The 18,900-nt window shown below is 38.0% G+C and carries 15 protein-coding genes and 1 tRNA gene; 7 read left to right on the forward strand and 9 right to left on the reverse strand.

What is annotated here, in order from left to right; translation table 11 throughout:
- Window positions 1–29: 29 nt before the first annotated feature.
- On the reverse strand, window positions 30–911 hold the full coding sequence (gene dapA, locus BC008_RS45430; RefSeq protein WP_027842127.1) for a 4-hydroxy-tetrahydrodipicolinate synthase: 882 nt from the start codon (window positions 909–911) through the stop codon (window positions 30–32).
- Window positions 912–1,153: 242 nt separating this feature from the next.
- Window positions 1,154–2,197, reverse strand: coding sequence for an aspartate-semialdehyde dehydrogenase (locus BC008_RS45435; RefSeq protein ID WP_027842126.1), 1,044 nt, complete (start codon window positions 2,195–2,197; stop codon window positions 1,154–1,156).
- 930 nt (window positions 2,198–3,127) lie between these two features.
- Here BC008_RS45435 and tig point away from each other — a divergent pair.
- The 4 genes from tig (at window position 3,128) to BC008_RS45455 (ending at window position 7,844) form a co-directional block, all read left to right on the forward strand.
- Entirely contained in the window at window positions 3,128–4,540 is a 1,413-nt protein-coding gene (tig, locus tag BC008_RS45440; RefSeq protein ID WP_027842125.1) for a trigger factor, read from the forward strand.
- Window positions 4,541–4,877: 337 nt separating this feature from the next.
- Window positions 4,878–5,579, forward strand: a complete 702-nt coding sequence (clpP, locus tag BC008_RS45445) for an ATP-dependent Clp endopeptidase proteolytic subunit ClpP (RefSeq protein ID WP_027842124.1) — start codon at window positions 4,878–4,880, stop codon at window positions 5,577–5,579.
- Between the two features lie 9 nt (window positions 5,580–5,588).
- The gene (gene clpX / locus BC008_RS45450; RefSeq protein ID WP_027842123.1) at window positions 5,589–6,932 is read left to right on the forward strand and encodes an ATP-dependent protease ATP-binding subunit ClpX; all 1,344 of its coding nucleotides are present in this window, start codon (window positions 5,589–5,591) and stop codon (window positions 6,930–6,932) included.
- 60 nt (window positions 6,933–6,992) lie between these two features.
- Entirely contained in the window at window positions 6,993–7,844 is an 852-nt protein-coding gene (locus BC008_RS45455; RefSeq protein WP_027842122.1) for an alpha/beta fold hydrolase, read from the forward strand.
- Window positions 7,845–7,902: 58 nt separating this feature from the next.
- On the opposite strand, the gene BC008_RS45460 is transcribed toward BC008_RS45455, so the two are convergent.
- Window positions 7,903–8,889 (reverse strand): GntR family transcriptional regulator, encoded by a 987-nt coding sequence (locus tag BC008_RS45460; RefSeq protein ID WP_027842121.1) that lies wholly within the window; start codon window positions 8,887–8,889, stop codon window positions 7,903–7,905.
- Between the two features lie 201 nt (window positions 8,890–9,090).
- Between BC008_RS45460 and BC008_RS45465 the strand changes: the two genes are divergently transcribed.
- Both BC008_RS45465 and BC008_RS45470 read left to right on the forward strand, forming a co-directional pair.
- Window positions 9,091–9,837 (forward strand): dienelactone hydrolase family protein, encoded by a 747-nt coding sequence (locus tag BC008_RS45465; protein WP_027842120.1) that lies wholly within the window; start codon window positions 9,091–9,093, stop codon window positions 9,835–9,837.
- Between the two features lie 100 nt (window positions 9,838–9,937).
- Entirely contained in the window at window positions 9,938–10,834 is an 897-nt protein-coding gene (locus BC008_RS45470) for a S1 RNA-binding domain-containing protein (protein ID WP_027842119.1), read from the forward strand.
- Window positions 10,835–10,891: 57 nt separating this feature from the next.
- Here BC008_RS45470 and BC008_RS45475 read toward each other — a convergent pair whose 3' ends face one another.
- The 5 genes from BC008_RS45475 to BC008_RS45490 all read right to left on the reverse strand — a co-directional run bounded on the left by BC008_RS45475 (window position 10,892) and on the right by BC008_RS45490 (window position 16,253).
- On the reverse strand, window positions 10,892–11,377 hold the full coding sequence (locus tag BC008_RS45475) for a hypothetical protein (RefSeq protein ID WP_027842118.1): 486 nt from the start codon (window positions 11,375–11,377) through the stop codon (window positions 10,892–10,894).
- Window positions 11,378–11,884: 507 nt separating this feature from the next.
- Window positions 11,885–13,255: a DEAD/DEAH box helicase gene (locus BC008_RS52570; protein ID WP_321170115.1), complete on the reverse strand. Its 1,371-nt coding sequence runs from the start codon at window positions 13,253–13,255 to the stop codon at window positions 11,885–11,887.
- A gap of 93 nt (window positions 13,256–13,348) precedes the next feature.
- Window positions 13,349–14,074 (reverse strand): hypothetical protein, encoded by a 726-nt coding sequence (locus tag BC008_RS52575; RefSeq protein WP_321170116.1) that lies wholly within the window; start codon window positions 14,072–14,074, stop codon window positions 13,349–13,351.
- A 1,057-nt stretch (window positions 14,075–15,131) separates the two neighbouring features.
- Window positions 15,132–15,216: transfer RNA gene (locus BC008_RS45485), tRNA-Ser, on the reverse strand.
- Window positions 15,217–15,290: 74 nt separating this feature from the next.
- Window positions 15,291–16,253: a TIGR04168 family protein gene (locus tag BC008_RS45490; RefSeq protein ID WP_027842117.1), complete on the reverse strand. Its 963-nt coding sequence runs from the start codon at window positions 16,251–16,253 to the stop codon at window positions 15,291–15,293.
- A 137-nt stretch (window positions 16,254–16,390) separates the two neighbouring features.
- Here BC008_RS45490 and nadA point away from each other — a divergent pair, with 137 nt between their 5' ends.
- A complete protein-coding gene (gene nadA / locus BC008_RS45495; protein ID WP_027842116.1) occupies window positions 16,391–17,365 on the forward strand; it encodes a quinolinate synthase NadA in 975 nt (324 codons plus the stop codon).
- Window positions 17,366–17,642: 277 nt separating this feature from the next.
- Here nadA and BC008_RS45500 read toward each other — a convergent pair whose 3' ends face one another.
- Window positions 17,643–18,575, reverse strand: a complete 933-nt coding sequence (locus tag BC008_RS45500; protein WP_027842115.1) for a hypothetical protein — start codon at window positions 18,573–18,575, stop codon at window positions 17,643–17,645.
- Window positions 18,576–18,900 lie beyond the last annotated feature (325 nt).

Below are 18,900 nucleotides of genomic sequence, written 5' to 3' on the forward strand. Positions count from 1 at the left end.
TAGAAATAAAATCTTGAAATAACAACGAACTAAATTAGACTAAGTTTTTTAAGTACCTCTGTTAGGTTATCTGACGCTTTTGAGTTAGTCTCATACAATGGCAGACGGGTAAAACCGACATTCCAACCTTGAAGCCGTAAAGCTTCTTTAATGAGAATGGGATTTGACGTTGCAAATAAAGCTTTAAAAAGTGGGAAAAGCCGGAGATGAATTTCAGTAGCCACTCGAACTTCACCTGAATTGAAGGCTTGAATCATCTGCTGTAGCTCCTTACCTACCAGATGAGAAGCCACACTAACTATACCCTTAGCCCCAACCGCCAATAAGGGTAAAGTCATGTAATCATCACCAGAGTAAATCTGAAATTCTGCTGGTGTCAAGCTACGGATTTCGTTGACTCTTTCTGTACTTCCTGTGGATTCTTTTATACCTACAATATTTGATATTTCTGCTAGATGAACAACAGTTTCAACTTCCAAATTACATCCAGTACGCCCAGGTATATTATATAACAACACTGGAAGTTCTGAAGCCTGAGCTATGGTTTGAAAATGTTTATACAGACCAGCTTGTGGTGGTTTATTGTAGTAAGGAACTACTTGTAAAGTTCCATCCACACCCAATTTTTCTGCCTTTTGGGTTGCGAAAATTGCTTCTTTTGTAGAATTGGAACCACAGCCTGCCATTACTAAAGCTTTACCAGCTACTGCTTCCAATACTGTAGAAAACAATTGATATTCTTCATCTAAATTTAAAGTCGGCGATTCGCCTGTTGTACCGCAGACTACTACTGTATCAGTACCGCTTTCTACTAAATACTTTGCCAATGAGGCTGCTACATCGTAATTAACACTACCATCTTCGTTGAACGGTGTAACCATGGCGGTTAGAACCTTGCCAAAATCTACCACCATATTTTTACTCCCGACTACCTAATTGATTTTCTGCACCTTGTTTCTGTTTCCACTTCATAATTTATTCACTGTAATAATTTACAATTACAAATAGGATTAGTATTTCTTGATTAATTTTGATTTCTTCAACAACAAAATTAAATTTTTCTCGATATTTAGACTTTTAGGTCAATGATATTTGACTTTTCACTCAACATATCCAGACTAAATGCAGATAAGATTTATCTATCCAAAATATTTTAGGTCGTTAATTGTGCTCTAACGGGCTGCATTAGATTCTTTTCTACTAATAACTCAGCTATTTGTACCGCGTTCAAAGCTGCACCTTTACGGATTTGGTCGCCGCATAACCACAAATCTAAACCACATTGATGGGAAATATCTTGACGAATTCTCCCAATTAAAACCTCATCTCGACCGCTAGCCTCTATCGGCATTGGGAAATAGTTTGTCTGCCAATCTTCTACTATTTTGATGCCGGGAGCTAGTTTTAAAATATCCTTTGCCTCATCTGGCTTTACAGGAGTGTAAAATTCCAGGTTAATGGCTTCTGAATGAGCGCGCAATACAGGAACTCGGATACAAGTTGCATTCACCCTCAAAGCACGATCGTCAAATATTTTCCGAGTCTCGTTGACCATCTTCATTTCTTCTTCACAGTAGCCGAAGTTATTCAATGGCGAATTATGTGGAAATAAATTAAATGCCAACGGGTAAGGAAAAATTTCTGTTACTGGTTCTTTACCTGCTAATATCTCTTGGCTCTGGGTTTTCACTTCTTCCATTGCCCTTGCACCAGCTCCACTTGCAGACTGATAAGTGGCGACTACAATTCTCTTAACTGGTTTAACCTTGTGCAAAGGATATACTGCAACAGCCATTAAAATTGTCGTGCAGTTGGGATTAGCAATAATACCCTTGTGTAATTCTAACGCCTGCGGATTTACCTCTGGTACTACTAAAGGCACATCCTCATTCATCCGAAAAGCGCTGGAATTATCAATAACTGTAGCACCTGCTTCTACAGCTTTGGGTGCCCATTCTTTGGATGTGGAACCACCTGCACTTGCCAAGACTAAATCCACATTATCAAAAGCACCATCTTTTACTGGTTCTACTACAAACTTTTCTCCTTTAAAAGTCATTTCCTTACCAGCGCTGCGAGGTGAAGCCAATAATTTTAGCTGGGCAATTGGGAAATTACGATATTCTAGCAAATGTAATAATTCTGTGCCTACAGCACCAGTCGCTCCCAAAATGGCTACTCGATAGTCTTTAGACACACTGGTCTCCTCCTTGAAATTATAATATTATCCTTGGCTTAAAATTTATACATATTAAGTTTTACGATCTTGATGAACTAAATAAATTTGAATAATTTTGATGTTTATAATAATTAAGTTTATCTCTAAAGATTGAAAATATATCTCGTTTCCCTCTTTTAGTCTGGAGTTAGTTTTAGTTTAGTAATGCTGCAGTTTACAACAATTCATTATTCAATTCAAACAGAAGACAATTTTAAATAATATATTATATAACACATTAATATTTAAGAAAGAATCTGTCTGTACGTACATTTGCTATATGTATCATCTGTGAATAACAGAATCGGCATATTTTAGCATTGTATCCAGCACAAATACATGTACTATGATTCAAATGGATTAGATGGCTCTTACACTAAGTCTCAATCTAACAAACTAAATTTAGTGAAGAAAAGGCCGTTGGGATTCGCCGGCTCATTCACTTACTTAGATGTAATTTCAATTTAACTTAAGTTGTGCTAATTAGATGAGAACAAGAATATCACGGCGTTAAACCCACAATGGTAACAATTTGAAAAGGAGCTTGAATTATTGAGCTAGTTGCAGCCTCGTTATGAAGTACTTTAACGATTATGCTCAACAAATAAATTTAATGACGGATAAAATTAATTTTTTGCCTGCGCCCAGTTTTGTGAATTCTACTTGGCAAAAAAATTAAATTAATTTTAAATAAAATGTCATGTGAGGAAACTCGCGAACGCTGATTCATCAGTTTTCACAGAGTTTTAAGTTTAACAGCAAAGCCTGCAGCGACAGCGGATCCGAAGGTAACGTAGTTATAGCCTTTCGCTGCGCTTACGCTTCTAGAAGCGCATCACATAGGCCAAGTTTGTCGGTTGCAACCGCAAAGTTACGGAAAAACACACAATATTGAAACAGAGATAAAGCATGAAAGTCACCCAGGAGAAACTTCCCGCTAGCCAGATTGGTTTGGAAATAGAAATTACACCCGAACAAACAAAAAAAACTTATGAGGAAGTTGTCAAAAATTTTGCTCGCACTATAAATATTCCAGGGTTTCGCAAAGGTAAAGTTCCGCGCCCGATCTTGCTCCAAAGTTTGGGTTCAACTAGGGTTAAGGCAACGGCATTAGAAGAATTGATTCAAGATGGTATTAAAAAAGCTATCGAACAAGAAGATATTCCTGCCATTGGACAACCACAACTGCGTTCCTCCTTTGATGAATTAGTAAATGCTTATGAGCCAGGTAAGTCCCTTACCTTTAATGCTGCCGTAGATGTAGAGCCAGAGGTTAAATTAGGTGACTATCAAGGTCTACAGTTTAAAGCAGAAGAAATAAAATACGATCCGAAGCGTATTGATGAAGTTTTAGAACAAGAACGTCAACAAATGGCAACATTAATTCCTGTGGAAGGAAGAGCGACGCAAATTGGTGATGTTGCGGTTGTCGACTTTAAGGGTGTGTTGGTGAAAGCAGAAGGTGAAGAAGGAGAACCCGAACCCATTCCTGGTGGTGAAGGTACTGATTTCCAAGTAGAATTACAACAGGATCAATTTATCCCAGGATTTGTAGATGGGATTGTAGGAATGAATCCGGGTGAGACTAAAGAAATCTCTGCTCAATTCCCAGAACCATATGCGAATGAAGAGTTATCTGGAAAGCCAGCATTATTTACTGTTACTCTCAAAGAAATTAAAGAGAAAGAACTGCCCGAATTAGACGATGATTTTGCTAAGGAAGCCAGTGAATTTGAAACTCTAACGGAATTACGCAATTCTTTGGAAGAACGTTTTCAAAAAGAAGCTGACGAAAAAACAAAAAATAACAAACAAGAAGCTTTGCTTGATGAATTGCTTACCAAAGCAGAAGTTGACTTACCTGAGACGATGATTGACCAGGAAGTTGATGCAATGTTGACACAAACTGCAATTCGACTTTCACAACAGGGATTAGATGTTAAAAAATTATTTACTAAAGACGTTATCCCTAGATTGCGGGAACAATCCCGTTCGGAAGCAATTGAGCGGATCAAGCGCTCAGTCACACTGCAAAAAGTAGCTTCCCAAGAATCCATCAAAACTTCAGAAGAAGAAATTAATGGTCGTATCCAAGAATTAATTAAAGAATATTCTGATTCCGACATCGATCCCCAAAGAGCACGTTCGGTAGTTGAGAACGAACTACTCACAGAAAAGATTATTGATTGGCTTTTGGAAAAATCATCCGTTGAACTAGTACCGGAAGGATCTTTGAGTACTGCAGAGGAAACAGAGAGTGAAACCTCCTCAGAGACTTCCGAAGATGAGGAACAAGAAGCGACGGTAAGTCAGGAAGGATAGTCATATCAAGGAAAATTACAAGCTAATAACCCATCGTTCGCAACCTTACTTAGACTCATTAAAATCGTAAAAAATACGATCTGCAGGCGGAGTATTTAAGAAATCTTAAATAAAAATGGTCATCCACCACCGCCTTAGCTTGATACTCTGTTTACACAGAAAGCATATTAATGAGGCATAATAGTTAGCAAGTAGCAAAGAAAATATACAAATTTCGCCTGTCGAATCAGCAGCATAAAAATTCGACATTGGCATTTGTGGAAATAAAAGCCACAATTAACATATAAGCTGCACAAATCATTGAAAACTGTCAATTCTTAATGTCAAACTTTCTTGTATGCTGGAATCGCAGTCGGGAAATTATCAAATCAGCAGTTTGAGCAAGTTGAAAATTAACTCCCAGAATAGTTCAAATTCAACAAACATATTGCCAACAGTAGTAGAGCAATCAGGTATGGGAGAGCGTGCCTTCGATATCTACTCCCGCCTGCTACGAGATCGGATCATCTTTTTGGGAACGCCTGTAGACGATACAATTGCCAACGCTATTATTGCTCAGTTATTGTATTTGGATGCTGATGACTCCGAAAAAGATATTCAATTGTATATTAATTCTCCTGGGGGTTCGGTAACTGCAGGAATGGCAATTTACGACACCATTCAGCAAATTCGTCCTGATGTTGCTACGATATGTTTTGGTTTGGCAGCCAGCATGGGAGCATTTCTGTTAGCAGCAGGAACAGCAGGTAAACGTATGTCCTTACCTGATTCGAGAATCATGATTCACCAACCACTTGGTGGGGCTCAAGGACAAGCTGTTGATATTGAGATCCAAGCCAAAGAAATTCTTTATCATAAGTCTAAGTTGAATCAGTTACTTGCTCGTCACACGAATCAACCCTTAGAAAAAATCGAAGCTGACACAGAACGTGATTTCTTTATGTCGGCAGAAGAAGCAAAAAATTACGGATTGATCGATTTAGTGATTTCCGGACAAAATCTTCCCTCGCAAGGGGAAAACGTCACCATTCTGAAATAAGAGGCTGGTATGTCTAAGTACGACTCCCATTTAAAATGTTCGTTTTGTGGCAAGTCACAAGAGCAGGTGCGCAAGCTAATCGCCGGACCGGGAGTCTACATCTGCGATGAATGTGTTGACTTGTGCAATGAGATATTGGATGAGGAGTTACTCGACACTAATGGTGCAACAGCCCAACCTGCGGCACCAAGGTCAGAACAACCTCAGAAACGTCGAACCCGTTCTAGTAGTCTTTCCTTTAATCAAATACCCAAGCCACGGGAAATCAAAAAGTATCTTGACGAACACGTGATTGGTCAAGATGAAGCTAAGAAAGTACTTTCAGTGGCCGTTTACAATCATTACAAACGTTTAGCGCTGGCACAATCAAAAAGTGGTGGTAAGGGTACTTCGGAAGACGGTATAGAACTGCAAAAGTCAAACATTCTTTTAATCGGTCCTACAGGTTGTGGAAAGACACTTTTGGCACAAACGTTGGCTAAAATCCTGGATGTGCCATTTGCAGTGGCTGATGCTACAACCCTAACGGAAGCCGGATATGTCGGAGAAGATGTAGAAAATATATTGCTGCGACTGTTACAAGTAGCAGATTTAGATGTAGATGAAGCGCAGCGGGGGATTATTTACATCGACGAAATTGATAAGATTGCTCGTAAGAGTGAAAACCCATCGATTACGCGCGATGTTTCTGGTGAAGGTGTCCAACAGGCGCTGCTAAAGATGTTGGAAGGTACAGTTGCTAATGTACCACCTCAAGGAGGTCGCAAGCATCCTTACCAAGACTGCATTCAAATTGATACAAAAAATATCCTATTTATTTGTGGCGGTGCATTTGTTGGCTTGGAAAAAGTTGTAGATCAAAGAATTGGTAAGAAATCAATAGGTTTTGTTCAAACAGGGGAAGGACCATCAAAAGAAGCTCGAGCAGCAGATACTCTTAAGCATATGGAGCCAGGGGATTTAGTAAGGTTTGGGCTGATTCCAGAGTTCATTGGACGTATGCCAATGGTTGCCGTTGTGGAACCATTAGATGAGGAAGCTCTGATGGCTATATTGACTCAACCACGTAGTGCTTTAGTCAAGCAATATCAGAAGCTGCTGAAAATGGATAATGTTCAGCTGGACTTTAAACAAGAAGCTTTATTGGCTATAGCTCGTGAAGCTTACCGTCGTAAGACTGGTGCCAGAGCCCTTAGGGGTATTGTGGAGGAATTAATGCTCGATGTGATGTATGAAGTTCCATCTCGTAAAGATGTTGTGAATTTTACGGTAACTCAGGAAATGGTAGAAAAGCGTTCTACTGCTGAATTACTGATGCATCCATCTTCTCTACCAAAACCAGAATCAGCATAATTTTAGTAAAGAGTCATGAGTCATTAGCTTAATGACTCGTGACATATAAGTAAAGAAGAAATGCCCTACATCAATGTTCGCGGCGTAGATCATTATTATGAGTGGATAGAAAAACCATTGTCTGGTTATAGCAAACCAGTAATGGTTTTCATTCACGGATGGGCTGGTTCTGCTAGATACTGGCGAACTACAGCTAACGCTTTATCAGAAAAATTTCATTGTTTGCTATATGACTTAAGAGGATTTGGTCGTTCCCAAAGTAAAGTAAAGAATGTTCCCAATGATTCTCTAACCGATTTGAGTTATGAACTGGAAGAATATGCTCGTGATTTGGGAAGCTTGCTTGAAGAATTAAAAATCCAGCAGGTTTATCTCATGGCTCATTCAATGGGAGCTTCTATCGGCACACTATTCCTCAACATCTACCCCCAAAAAGTAAACAAGGCGATATTAGCTTGCAGTGGTATTTTTGAATATGATGAAAAAGCTTTTAGTGCCTTTCACAAATTTGGTGGTTATGTAGTTAAATTCCGTCCTAAATGGTTAGCTAAAATCCCATTAGTCGACAGAATATTTATGGCACGTTTTCTGGCTCGTTCGATCGCGGCTAAAGAACGTCAAGCTTTTTTGGCTGATTTTTTAGAAGCGGACTATAGCGCAGCTTTAGGAACAATATTTACTTCTGTAAGTAAAAAACAAGCAGAAATAATGCCCTCTGAGTTTTCTCGGTTAACAGTACCGACACTAATAGTATCCGGAGAGTATGACAAAATTATTCCCGCAGAACTAGGACAACAAGCAGCAGCACTCAATAAAGTTGTAAAATTCAAAGCCATTGAGAACACGGGTCATTTTCCCATGCTGGAAGATGCCGCTAGTTATTTGCTTTGCGTGAAAGAATTTTTAGAATAGTTACAACTTGAAAGTTTTAATTTTTAATTTATTACAGCTACAGATTTGTTACAAATAATTAACCCAAACCCAATTCTCTTTTAAGCAAATTAATTGATTTAGTTCCTATATAATTTCCTGCTCGCACTAGTTTAGGCAAGCGAATCAGATCGTCTACACATGTTTGAATAGCTACTTGAGTAGCAGAAAAACTTGGTTGGTCGCTACAAAATATCATTTGTGCTCGTTTGACAATTGCTTGAAGCTTATAAGCATCTTTAGGCTGGGAAGTCATTACTAGTAATTCGTCTCCACGCATTCCATGGAGAATTACTTCTGCAGCCCGAAGAATCCCAGGGCTTAGGCTGACCATACCTATACAGCTATCTCTGGACAACCCTTTAACCATTTCAAACTCCTTGGCATAATCGTATATATCAAGGGGAATTACTCGCACAGCCTTAGGAGCAGCAATCGCTTCGGCATCTGCAATAAAATATCTACTAGTAACGACTGTGCCAGAAGGAGTTTGATCCAAGACAGTGCTCAACTCTTCCATTGATACTAACTGTATGGGGATTTGCAAAGATTCTTCTAATTCATAAACCATTAATTGACCAGCACCTATATCAGTCTCAGGTACGGCGACTAGCACTCTGGCACTACACCGCAAGCGCCAATCCATTTCTGCTAAAAACATTTCACGAGCTTGATTAAGAGAACAACCTTGAGATAGTAGGTTATCCAACGCATGTTGTACTACTTTATATGCTTCTGGGTGTTCCTTAAGGATTGGTGACTGCAACCTGCTACCACCTTCATGACCTTGGGCACGGACGTAAATCCCCGAACCGGCTAAACTTTCTACGAATCCATCTTCTTCTAACTGACGATAAACCTTGCTAATAGTATTGCGATGTAGCCCAGTTTGCATCGCCAACGCTCGAGTAGAAGGCAATTTATAACCCGGTGGATATTGCCGAGAAGCAATTGCGAAGCGAATTTGATTGAACAGTTGATTTGATGCGGGTATTTCACTATCTGGTTGAATCCTGAATTGAATCATTACCTTACAGTTCTAAGTACTAATGGGGGGATACAAGAAGTTAAATTTGCTACTTTAAAAATATTTTATTTATAGTTTGAATTTTTAGGGGTAGAAATTTCTCATGCACAGACTGGTAGTAGTAGATAATTTACTCGGAGATAGCTTTGAAACACTCGCATAGCTATATCTAATCATCACACAGCATTGGTAAAAATGATTATGACAGAGCGGGCAATAGATACAGCAATAGTTCAACTACCTCAAAAAAATTTAGATATTCCTGCTTATTTGGCAAAGCCCAAAAGCCAAGGTATTTACCCGGGAATCATTGTATTGCAGGAAATTTTTGGAGTAAATGCTCATATTCGCGAAGTTACAGAACGCATTGCTCGCGAAGGCTATGTCGCGATCGCACCTGCTCTTTATCAACGGTTTGCTCCTGGTTTTGAAACCGGCTACACCCCAGAGGATATTGAAATTGGCAAGGAATACAAAAGCCAAACGAAAGCCTCCGAACTATTAAGTGATATTCAGTTAGCAATTAATTACTTAAAGAATCTAGAGGGTGTAAAAAACACTGATTTTGGTTGTATTGGTTTTTGCTTCGGAGGCCATGTTGCTTATCTTGCAGCAACGTTAGCTGATATAAAAGCTGTTGCTTCGTTTTACGGCGCGGGTATTACGACTAATACTCCTGGAGGTGGTGAACCGACCATCACCCTGACTCACTCTTTCAGAGGAACTGTATATGCCTTCTTTGGAATGGAAGATAAAAGTATTCCACACGAACAAGTAGAACAGATAGAATCAGAGCTAGGAAAATATCATCATTCCCATCGTGTATTCCGTTACGATGGAGCAGACCACGGATTTTTCTGCGATCATCGCGCTAGCTATAATCCAAAGGCCGCAGCTGATGCTTGGGAGAAAGTGAAACAGTTGTTTGAGCAATTACAGACAACTTAGGACTATCTTCCCATACTTAAGTTTTCTTTTCAGAGTCTTTCCTTTTAAGGTAAAACTCCAGTATTGGCTATACGCATGTATTAATATATTCTCGAAAGTCATGAGTTCGCAAGCACAAAATTCTCAACAAGCTTCATCATTTACAATGGAAGACTTTGCTCAGGCATTAGAGCAACACGACTACCAATTTCAAAAAGGACATAAAGTTCGCGGTAGAGTCTTTCAATTAGATTCTGACGGAGCTTATGTAGATATCGGTGGCAAATCCTCCGCTTTTATACCTCGGAATGAGGCTTCTTTGAAAACTGTTATTGATTTATCAGAAGTTCTACCCCTCAACGAAGAACTAGAGTTTTTGATTATCACAGAACAAAATGCCGAAGGTCAAGTGACCCTTTCTCGACGACAACTAGAAATTCGTAACATCTGGGAAAAACTAGCTTTGATGCAAGAAAATTCTCAGAATATAGAAGTAAAAGTCATGAATGTTAATAAAGGTGGAGTCACTGTTGATGTTCGGGGTTTACGGGGGTTTATTCCGCGTTCGCATTTATTAGAACGAAATAATTTAAATGCCTTAATCGGAAAAAATTTGACCGTTAGCTTTTTAGAAGTAGATCGGAGTAACAGGAAACTGGTACTTTCCCAACGCGTGGCAACTAGTTCCGCAAGTTTCAGTATATTGGAAGTAGGCCAACTTGTAGAAGGTAAGGTGACTGGTATTAAACCTTTTGGAGTTTTTGTAGATTTGGATGGTTTGAGCGCTTTACTGCACATCAAACAAATAAGTCAAAAATTTATTGACAATCTAGAAAATGTATTTGAGGTCGGTCGATCTATTAAAGCTGTAATTATTGATTTAGATGAAGGAAAAGGTAGAGTAGCACTTTCGACGAAAATATTGGAAAATTTTCCTGGGGAAATGCTGGAAAACAGAGATGAAGTTATGAATTCAGCAGCAGCTAGAGCAGAGAGAGCTAAAAACAAAGCATCTTAAACTGGGTAATTTATTGAAAAACTGCAGGCGTCTTAGGAAGACGTCTGCACTGATTTTTTATATCTTACTCTTAGCAGTTGACTCATAACTGGTTCTCAATTGTTTCAAAGTTGCTTCATTAAAAGCAAATTCAATAGAATTGAGCAATTCATCCCAGTTATTTAGCATTGGCGGGGAAAAAGTGTGCCACAATTCCTGCTGTAAGAATTTTGCCCACCATATCGGCGCTTGCTTGCGAGCAGAGGGTTCATGTTGTCGTCGCCAACGTCGTCGCCATTTGATAATATCGACTTTGCTTGGTGGAGCGACCCCAACAATTGGGGGAAAATCAGCATAGCTCACAAATTTACTTACGCTCTTCGCATGAACGTAAACTATGTATCGCCAACACTCCACAACGTAAATGTCTTCGGGTTGGATATTGAACATTAAGCATACAGCTTCTTCTGTGACAAATCTGGCTAACCTGTGGAGAACTGGGGACTTATGTGTAAGTTTTGATTCGAGTATATTTATTTCTTTTGATTTGGCTAATAAAAGCATAGTAGACACATCCCTCCGTGAAGGGACTTCGAAAATAATGAATACGCGAGTGTTTTTAGGACAGCCGTTTCCTTTACTCAAACGCGATGCGAACGAGCACTATTCCTAAAATATTTTTGGGTAAAAAATGCGATAGTTTTTTAGAACACAAATATTAAAGGACTGATTTGAGTTGGTTGTCAAGTATAGAAATTGGAATAATTCAAGTTTAAACTTGATGTCTTGCAGGAATATTATGTCGAAATATTAAATTGATTTCAGAAGCCTAGGGGAGTAGTATACATCACTCTGCGAATTTATGCGTGATTAGTTAACATTTAGGAACCATAGTAAAAAAGAAAAGCGACCTAGTTGTTTCTATTATTTTTGATTTGGCTGTAAAATTCTAACTCTAGAAGGAAGACAGGTTCCACCTTTGTATTATTTTGATATCAAATAAATGGTTAGAGTGAAACTGTCTGAGCCACACAATAATTTTCATTATGGCTTGTATATTCTTTTGGCTTATTAATCTTCTTCTCCAATATCACGCTTAGGTGGACGTTTGTAAGTGAAAGTAAATCTATTCCCACTGGAAATCACTTGTTTCATTTCAGCATACATAGGATAGTCACCCACACCACTCAGACTTGCCCAACCCCTGGCTCTAGTCAAACTGACAAATAACTGATTGCGACAATTAAGATCGCTTTCATTGCGAGCAACACAATCAAAACCAACTACATAAACCATATCAGCTTCATGTCCCTTAGCACGATTGACCCGAGATACTGTTACCCCACCATCATGCCAAAATTTATCGGGGTCATTGTTAGGATATTCAGCATATAAGTCGTTAAGTTTTAATGCTGTAGGTAAATAAACATCTATGTTTTGATCTATTAAGAAATCAGCAACTTCTTTCTCCAGTTCTATTGCTTCAGTGGTGGAACCTAAAATTACAACCAAAATATCACGGCTAGGATTTAAACCATCATGGACAATATTGTGCATGATATTTTCGGCTAACGCCATCAATTCTCTTTGGCGAGAACTATAAGTTTGAAATTCTAGTAAAGGTTCCCCCCATAATTCGGATATTGGGTTTGGTGAGTATTCTGGAGGTCTTTCGATTGTTATTGGTTTTCCGACACGTCGGAAATCTCCTTGAACTTCATAACCAATTTTGTCCCAATCTTTTTTATTAGTAATACCGGAAAGCATTCCTTCTGGGCGAAGCAAACCCATCCCAATTGCATGGGCTGCAGTAAGAATCGATCCAGGTGTACGATAACAACGACGCATTACTTCCGAACGTTTTATTCCCCCTGAATATTGGGGTTGTTTATTTAAGAGATTTGCTAATTCTTCACCAAATATTTCTTTAGTTTTTGGGACTGCGAGGCTATCAAGACTTTGAGCTTCATCATAAGCCCAAATTAAGCGCTTTTCCTCTGGTTTGTCTTCATTAATTGTTTTTAAACTTTGATAGGCTAACCAATAAATTGCTTGCTTATCTTGATATTTTAAATCGTCGGATGCGACTAAATCTTGACCTTCATCAATCAAAATTGCATCAAACATTGGTTCAACTACGATCTCTTCTTGAAGTCGCTTACACAATTCAGCTAAACCCCTATTGGGCTGTTTTTCTTTCGCATCTGTGACTGTACCGCGCCTTTTGCCATGATAGTCACAAATTGTGCTATAGAAACCAGGCTGTTCTTTTGCACCCCAAGCATGAAGGACCCGTAGTTTGTAATTATTTTGAGGGTCATACTGCAATTCTCCACCACTAAAACGACGTATCCACTGATCCAGCAGTCGAATAATTGGATCGTACAAAGAGCGGGTAAAAAACACCAAGGCGATATCCCACTCCGGATGTTTCAAATGCATGTGTGCAGCTTTTTGGCATAAGAGTACTGTTTTACCCGAACCAGCTATTCCACGAATTCGTTGAGGACCAGGGGGGATTTCTTTACCAATATGTTATTGCTGCAAATCAATTTCATAGAGTCTTTGACGCAAAACATCCATGATGCTGGAACGAGTTTTACCTGTGCGTGAAACGGTAGCACGAGGTGGTTTACGAAATATAGGGGTCCCAGCAATTACACTAAGTAATAGTTCCCAGTCTTTATCTTCTAAATTTTCTCCTGGAACTACTGCAGAAGCTTGTTGGATTTTTTCCAGTAATCCAGTTTTATTCAGTTGCTCCTGGAAAATAATATTCTGACTATTAGTTAATTCCTCAAAACCTTTTTGTTGCCATTGTTCTTGAGTAATTAAAGGTAATGCGACGATTGCTCGACCCGTAACTTTACGCCAAATAGCACTTTCACGATCTGTATAAGCAATTAAAGCCCGTAATTGATGTTCGGTGCGTTGGGGAGGGTTATCTTGAGCAATATTAAAGTGCTGGAATTGCCAATTACCATCATCAATAGTAGTAATTTGTTCAATAGTAATTGGTATTACTTCAATTACTATTAAACCACTATCTCGATCTGCAATTAGAATATCTGGCTCTTTACGAATTTCCCCAACTTTAGAAAAAATTGGATAGCGCCAGTAACCTATACAATTTCGTTCTGTAAAAGCTGCTTTTACAGTATCCCAAAATTTTTGTTGGTTGTTTTCCGAATTAGCTTTATTAATTTTTATCGGTTCGGTAGTGATGAATTTGCTGGTAGCTTCTTCAATCCCTGGTATCATTTATTTACCCTGCGTACAGTAATCATATTTGGTACACAGCAACCCTGATAATATATTTCCAGATTTAAATTTCCAGACTTAAATTTCCAGACTTAAATTTCCAGATTTACATGTCTAGATTTATAACGGTTTTTAATTGTTTTAATGCAATAGGAAGATAGCCTTATCTTTAATCATCTTTCTAAATTGGAGAAGACTCTCAAAAGGAAGAAATGATGCAAGAGAAGGCTTTGCTTGCATTTTTTTGCGATCGATAATTGGGGTATTCTATTTATTTTATTTAATTAAAAACCTTGAGATTTGCACCTTGAGATCTGGAAAGTTTACGAATTGATTTTTGATTGAATTTTTATGAATAAATTTTTCAATCAGATTTTAACTGAGTTTATTTTTTAACTGTTTATGTAGTAAATCTAGCATTGAAGGTATTTGATTTAGTACTGTACATACACGTAGAGCCAACAATGATTTCCCATACTTAAATCAGAGAATACGCGGATGTGTAACCCTAAAAAAAAGTGATATTTTACTCAAAGCACGTTCCTCTGCTCCTACGGGCGGTAGAATTCCGCCCCAAGAGCATTTCTCTTCATTTTTGTCAGAGTTCAGATAAAGACATTCCCTAATCGCCAAATAATTATTTTTCAATTTGATTTTAATTGGACATCCGATTTTAAAATTAAAACCTTTAATCTCAAGGTTTTTAACAGATTTACGAAATCAGTTCTTTGCTTATTGCTAAAAAATTTAGTAACTTCAACTGTTAATTCATATAAAACAAATTGAATAAATCATTTTTTTTCACGATTACCAATCGGAAACTTGACCTAAGTACTCCTCTTTCAGGTATGAGTGTGAATAAACACCAAAAATAATATAAGAGGTTTATAAATCAAATTAGGTATAAAAAATCAAAAATAGATAACCATACTTGAGAAAAATAGTGATTCTTCTCTGAGTCCCAAAATACGTATTCCAAGATAGTCAATTTTAATTTTTTAAGATAAGCTTGCTTATCATTGACCAAAATTTAAAGTACATATAAATGTATTAGCAACGGAGAGGGTGGGATTCGAACCCACGGATGCTTTCACATCACTCGATTTCAAGTCGAGCGCATTCGACCACTCTGCCACCTCTCCAGTAAAGCTGTCAGCCATAAGCTTTCAGCTATCTGTTTTATTCTAACTGACCAGTTATACTATATAACTCATCTTTATGCAAGTTGCACTATTTGTTGTTGGGGATTTTGATAAAGAATTTCTTCTGAGTGGATTGAGTTATCTTTACCTACCCAAACTAAGGATGCTTGAGAAACAGATCCATTGTCAAGCATGACGATAGAGAAGTTACGCAGCTTCTGAGCCCGATCTTCGACAATTCTGGGTACAGAAGCTGCATTTAGATAAACTATGCCTTCAGGACTCTTAAACGCCCGTTTGCGTGGCTCTTTTTTTGTGTGTCTCAGAGTATGGTGCATATGACCAAAGGTAACTAAGGGAATATGCTTACCACGTGTAATTGTTTGGGATATTGCTTCAGCTAAGTCTGGATCGCCGTAATCACCACCTATGGGATGCCAATCTTTTCCGCACGGATCTTCTGGACGATCGCCTAATCCAGAAGGACCGTTATGACCCAAGAAAATAATCGTTTCATAAGCGGCGTTATCCACAGATGAAATTATCCGTTCTGTAGATTTTTCAAGAGAACTCACACCGTAGCGATTTTGGCATATTTCAGTAAATTTCCACTGAGAACCACCCCAAGTAAACGGACGACCTCCGACTACCGTTAAATCGAAATCTGGGAAATCTAATTTTCCATAGCCCACATGAGCCTCACCAAGTAAATCCAATTGCTGTTGTACTCTGTCTTCCTTAGTACGGTCATACGGACATTTTTTCCGTCCCCACTCAGTAGCGGTATACCAAGCGTCATGATTGCCCATTACTGCTGCTTTGGGGATGTTCAGTTCTGCTATGGCTTTAACTATTTCCACAGCTTCATTCCCAAAATCTCCAACGAATAAGACCAAGTCAACCCCTAATTCCTTGAGGGCGATACTGTCTTCTTCTTCCCATTGGTCATGAATATCTCCAACTACAGCAATTTTGATGGTTTTTGAATTAGTTTTCTTACTGGTCATACCTCTTCCCTTGCCATATGTTTCCAGCATAGGCAACTCAGACTGATTGTGGCACAAATTCAGTAACCAAGATGTATAATCTCCCAATACATTTTTGGTAAAAACTACTATAATTAGTTTAATAGAATCTGTTAGAAAAAATTTACAATTTACAGCAATACTTAACTGTGTTTACAACTGTCCCTGCTCAAGAGCCCAAAAACCAAACGGGTGCACTACCATTAGATTTATTTACAGCAATTGAGAATCTAAAAAAAGAACTCAATGCAGTAATTCTGGCACATTACTATCAAGAGCCAGATATTCAGGATATTGCAGACTTTATTGGTGATTCATTGCAACTTTCAAAAGCTGCAGCCGATACAAATGCAGACGCGATCGTTTTTGCTGGGGTCCACTTCATGGCAGAAACAGCAAAGATTCTCAATCCAGAAAAAATGGTTTTGCTGCCAGATTTAGATGCTGGTTGTTCTTTAGCTGATAGTTGTCCGCCAAATAAATTTGCAGCTTTAAAAGCTGCAAATCCGGATCATTTGGTAGTTTCCTACATTAACTGCTCTGCTGAAATTAAGGCAATGAGCGACATAATTTGTACCAGTTCCAATGCAGTAAAAATTGTCCAGCAGATACCCAAGGAACAGCCAATTATTTTTGCTCCGGATCGGAATTTAGGGCGGTATGTAATGGAACAAACAGGTCGAAATTTATTGCTTTGGGAAGGAAGTTGCATTGTACACGAAACATTTTCTGAAAAGAAAATTGTGCAGTTAAAGATAGAACATCCAGATGCTGAAGTTATTGCTCACCCAGAATGTGAGACAACAGTTTTACGCCATGCTGATTTTATTGGTTCAACTGCAGCTCTGTTAAAATATTGTCAGCGCAGTTCGGCACAAGAATTTATTGTTGCTACGGAGCCAGGAATTATTCACCAAATGCAAAAGCAAGCCCCGTCAAAGCTTTTTATTCCTGCACCACCAACAAATAATTGCAACTGCAATGAATGTCCGTTTATGCGGCTGAATACTTTAGAGAAGTTGTATTTAGCAATGAAAAATCGTACTCCAGAAATCACTATGAGTGAAGAGACGAGAGTTAAAGCTTTACGTCCAATTCAGCGAATGTTGGAAATAAGTGTTTAAGTTGATATTTGTAGAGACGTGGTGATACAACTGCGTCTCTATATATTTTCATGAATGTGAGTGTTAAGGATGAGACAGTGTTAAGGTTGCAATAATCACTCTAGCTTAAGTTCAGAATCAATTACCTTTTTTAAATTATTAATATCTCTATTATGGATGGTAAGAGAATTAAGTCTTTATCTAAAAGCAAATTAATAAGTTTTGGGACAAGCATTGAACTCGACAGATTTATTAAATAAAGATTGAAATGTGCAAAAGACAAAAGACTATCAAAAAATTACTTTTTAGTCGCTTCTTTTTCTGCTATCTGACTATACTTCTTATAAAGTTCAGTCCTATTCTGAGCTAACTTATAACTACTATGATTTTCTGGTACGGTGCTCATTAATTCAGAAGCTTTTCGCCAGTGTTTTGCAATTTCTGACCACTGTGCTGGAGTTTTTGCTGTTTTAGCTGCTGAAGTTGTCTTATTAGCTATTCTTATTGCGTTTGTGAAGGGGTCTTTGACTGGATAAGCAACTTTTGAATTATTCAGATTATTTGTTATAGGTTTTGGGCGTCTAGATACTATTGGACTATGATAAAGATGTGCTTTCCAAGATTGGATAGAGTTAGAAAACTTTGCATCTTTTAAAGTTAAATGTTTTTGTTCAGTACCCAATAAACTGTGAGTAAACCAAGCAATTATAGTAATTGATAATAAACTAAAACCTATCTTAATTCTCGTTGAAAATATTCTTGTGTGTCTTTGATTATTAGTAATTCGTAATACCTGAGAATATTGATATTTTGGTAGCTTGGGTTGTTTATATTCTGCTTTAACTTCACCAAAATATTTAATAAATTGTTTTATTTTATTTGGTTTAGCTAATGATATTTCTTGAGACCAAAGTACTTGATTTTCTGGGTCGCGATTAATCTCTTCTAACCAAAGTAATTGCTGTTCTCGAACAATTCTGCTATTAATATTTACTCGTCGTATATTACGTGGTGCGATAGACTCTAGAATATGCTGAACTCTATCAACTAAGCTTGACTGTTCTAGCTGTTCTCGACTGGGAGCTTCGCAAAGAAGTTGTAAAATACCATTATCAAAAATAGCTCTGGTCCTAACACCAGAATTTGCTAGCTTTTCATTTAAAACTTGAATAATTGCAGCAACGCTTCCCTGATGAGCCTGCCAAGCGATATCGTTCACTTGATTAACCATTTGTAGTTTAGTAATAGCTTATTAAAACTGAACTTGTTAAACCTGAATAGTTAACAAATAAATCTAGTTTAACTACAGCTTAAGCTCTATTTTAAGAGTAAGGCTATTAGCTTAGCAAATATACTCAAGAGCATCCATAATTTAGGTCAGTTTAAGAAGTGACAAATGTCCTGGTAATTTCTTTGTCAAACTTGGTAATAGGTAATTCTTAAAATGATAACGTTGCTTATGAAAGTAAGATAAACAAAACAATAAACCACCATGAGTAGTATCAAGGTGGCTTAGTAAGTTATGAAGTTTGAGTAAAAATTAACCTGGCATCGAG

It is taken from the genome of Mastigocoleus testarum BC008 (assembly GCF_001456025.1).
Taxonomy (GTDB): domain Bacteria; phylum Cyanobacteriota; class Cyanobacteriia; order Cyanobacteriales; family Nostocaceae; genus Mastigocoleus; species Mastigocoleus testarum.

What these genes read in the sequence shown, in the direction of transcription:
- BC008_RS45475 (WP_027842118.1), bottom strand. Translation starts at nt 11,377, where the DNA reads ATGCTTTTATTAGCCAAATCAAAAGAAATAAATATACTCGAATCAAAA.
- BC008_RS45470 (WP_027842119.1), top strand. Translation starts at nt 9,938, where the DNA reads ATGAGTTCGCAAGCACAAAATTCTCAACAAGCTTCATCATTTACAATG.
- BC008_RS45460 (WP_027842121.1), bottom strand. Translation starts at nt 8,889, where the DNA reads ATGATTCAATTCAGGATTCAACCAGATAGTGAAATACCCGCATCAAAT.
- clpX (WP_027842123.1), top strand. Translation starts at nt 5,589, where the DNA reads ATGTCTAAGTACGACTCCCATTTAAAATGTTCGTTTTGTGGCAAGTCA.
- BC008_RS45500 (WP_027842115.1), bottom strand. Translation starts at nt 18,575, where the DNA reads ATGGTTAATCAAGTGAACGATATCGCTTGGCAGGCTCATCAGGGAAGC.
- tig (WP_027842125.1), top strand. Translation starts at nt 3,128, where the DNA reads ATGAAAGTCACCCAGGAGAAACTTCCCGCTAGCCAGATTGGTTTGGAA.
- BC008_RS45455 (WP_027842122.1), top strand. Translation starts at nt 6,993, where the DNA reads ATGCCCTACATCAATGTTCGCGGCGTAGATCATTATTATGAGTGGATA.
- BC008_RS52570 (WP_321170115.1), bottom strand. Translation starts at nt 13,255, where the DNA reads ATGCATTTGAAACATCCGGAGTGGGATATCGCCTTGGTGTTTTTTACC.
- BC008_RS45465 (WP_027842120.1), top strand. Translation starts at nt 9,091, where the DNA reads ATGACAGAGCGGGCAATAGATACAGCAATAGTTCAACTACCTCAAAAA.
- BC008_RS45490 (WP_027842117.1), bottom strand. Translation starts at nt 16,253, where the DNA reads ATGCTGGAAACATATGGCAAGGGAAGAGGTATGACCAGTAAGAAAACT.
- BC008_RS52575 (WP_321170116.1), bottom strand. Translation starts at nt 14,074, where the DNA reads ATGATACCAGGGATTGAAGAAGCTACCAGCAAATTCATCACTACCGAA.
- clpP (WP_027842124.1), top strand. Translation starts at nt 4,878, where the DNA reads ATGCTGGAATCGCAGTCGGGAAATTATCAAATCAGCAGTTTGAGCAAG.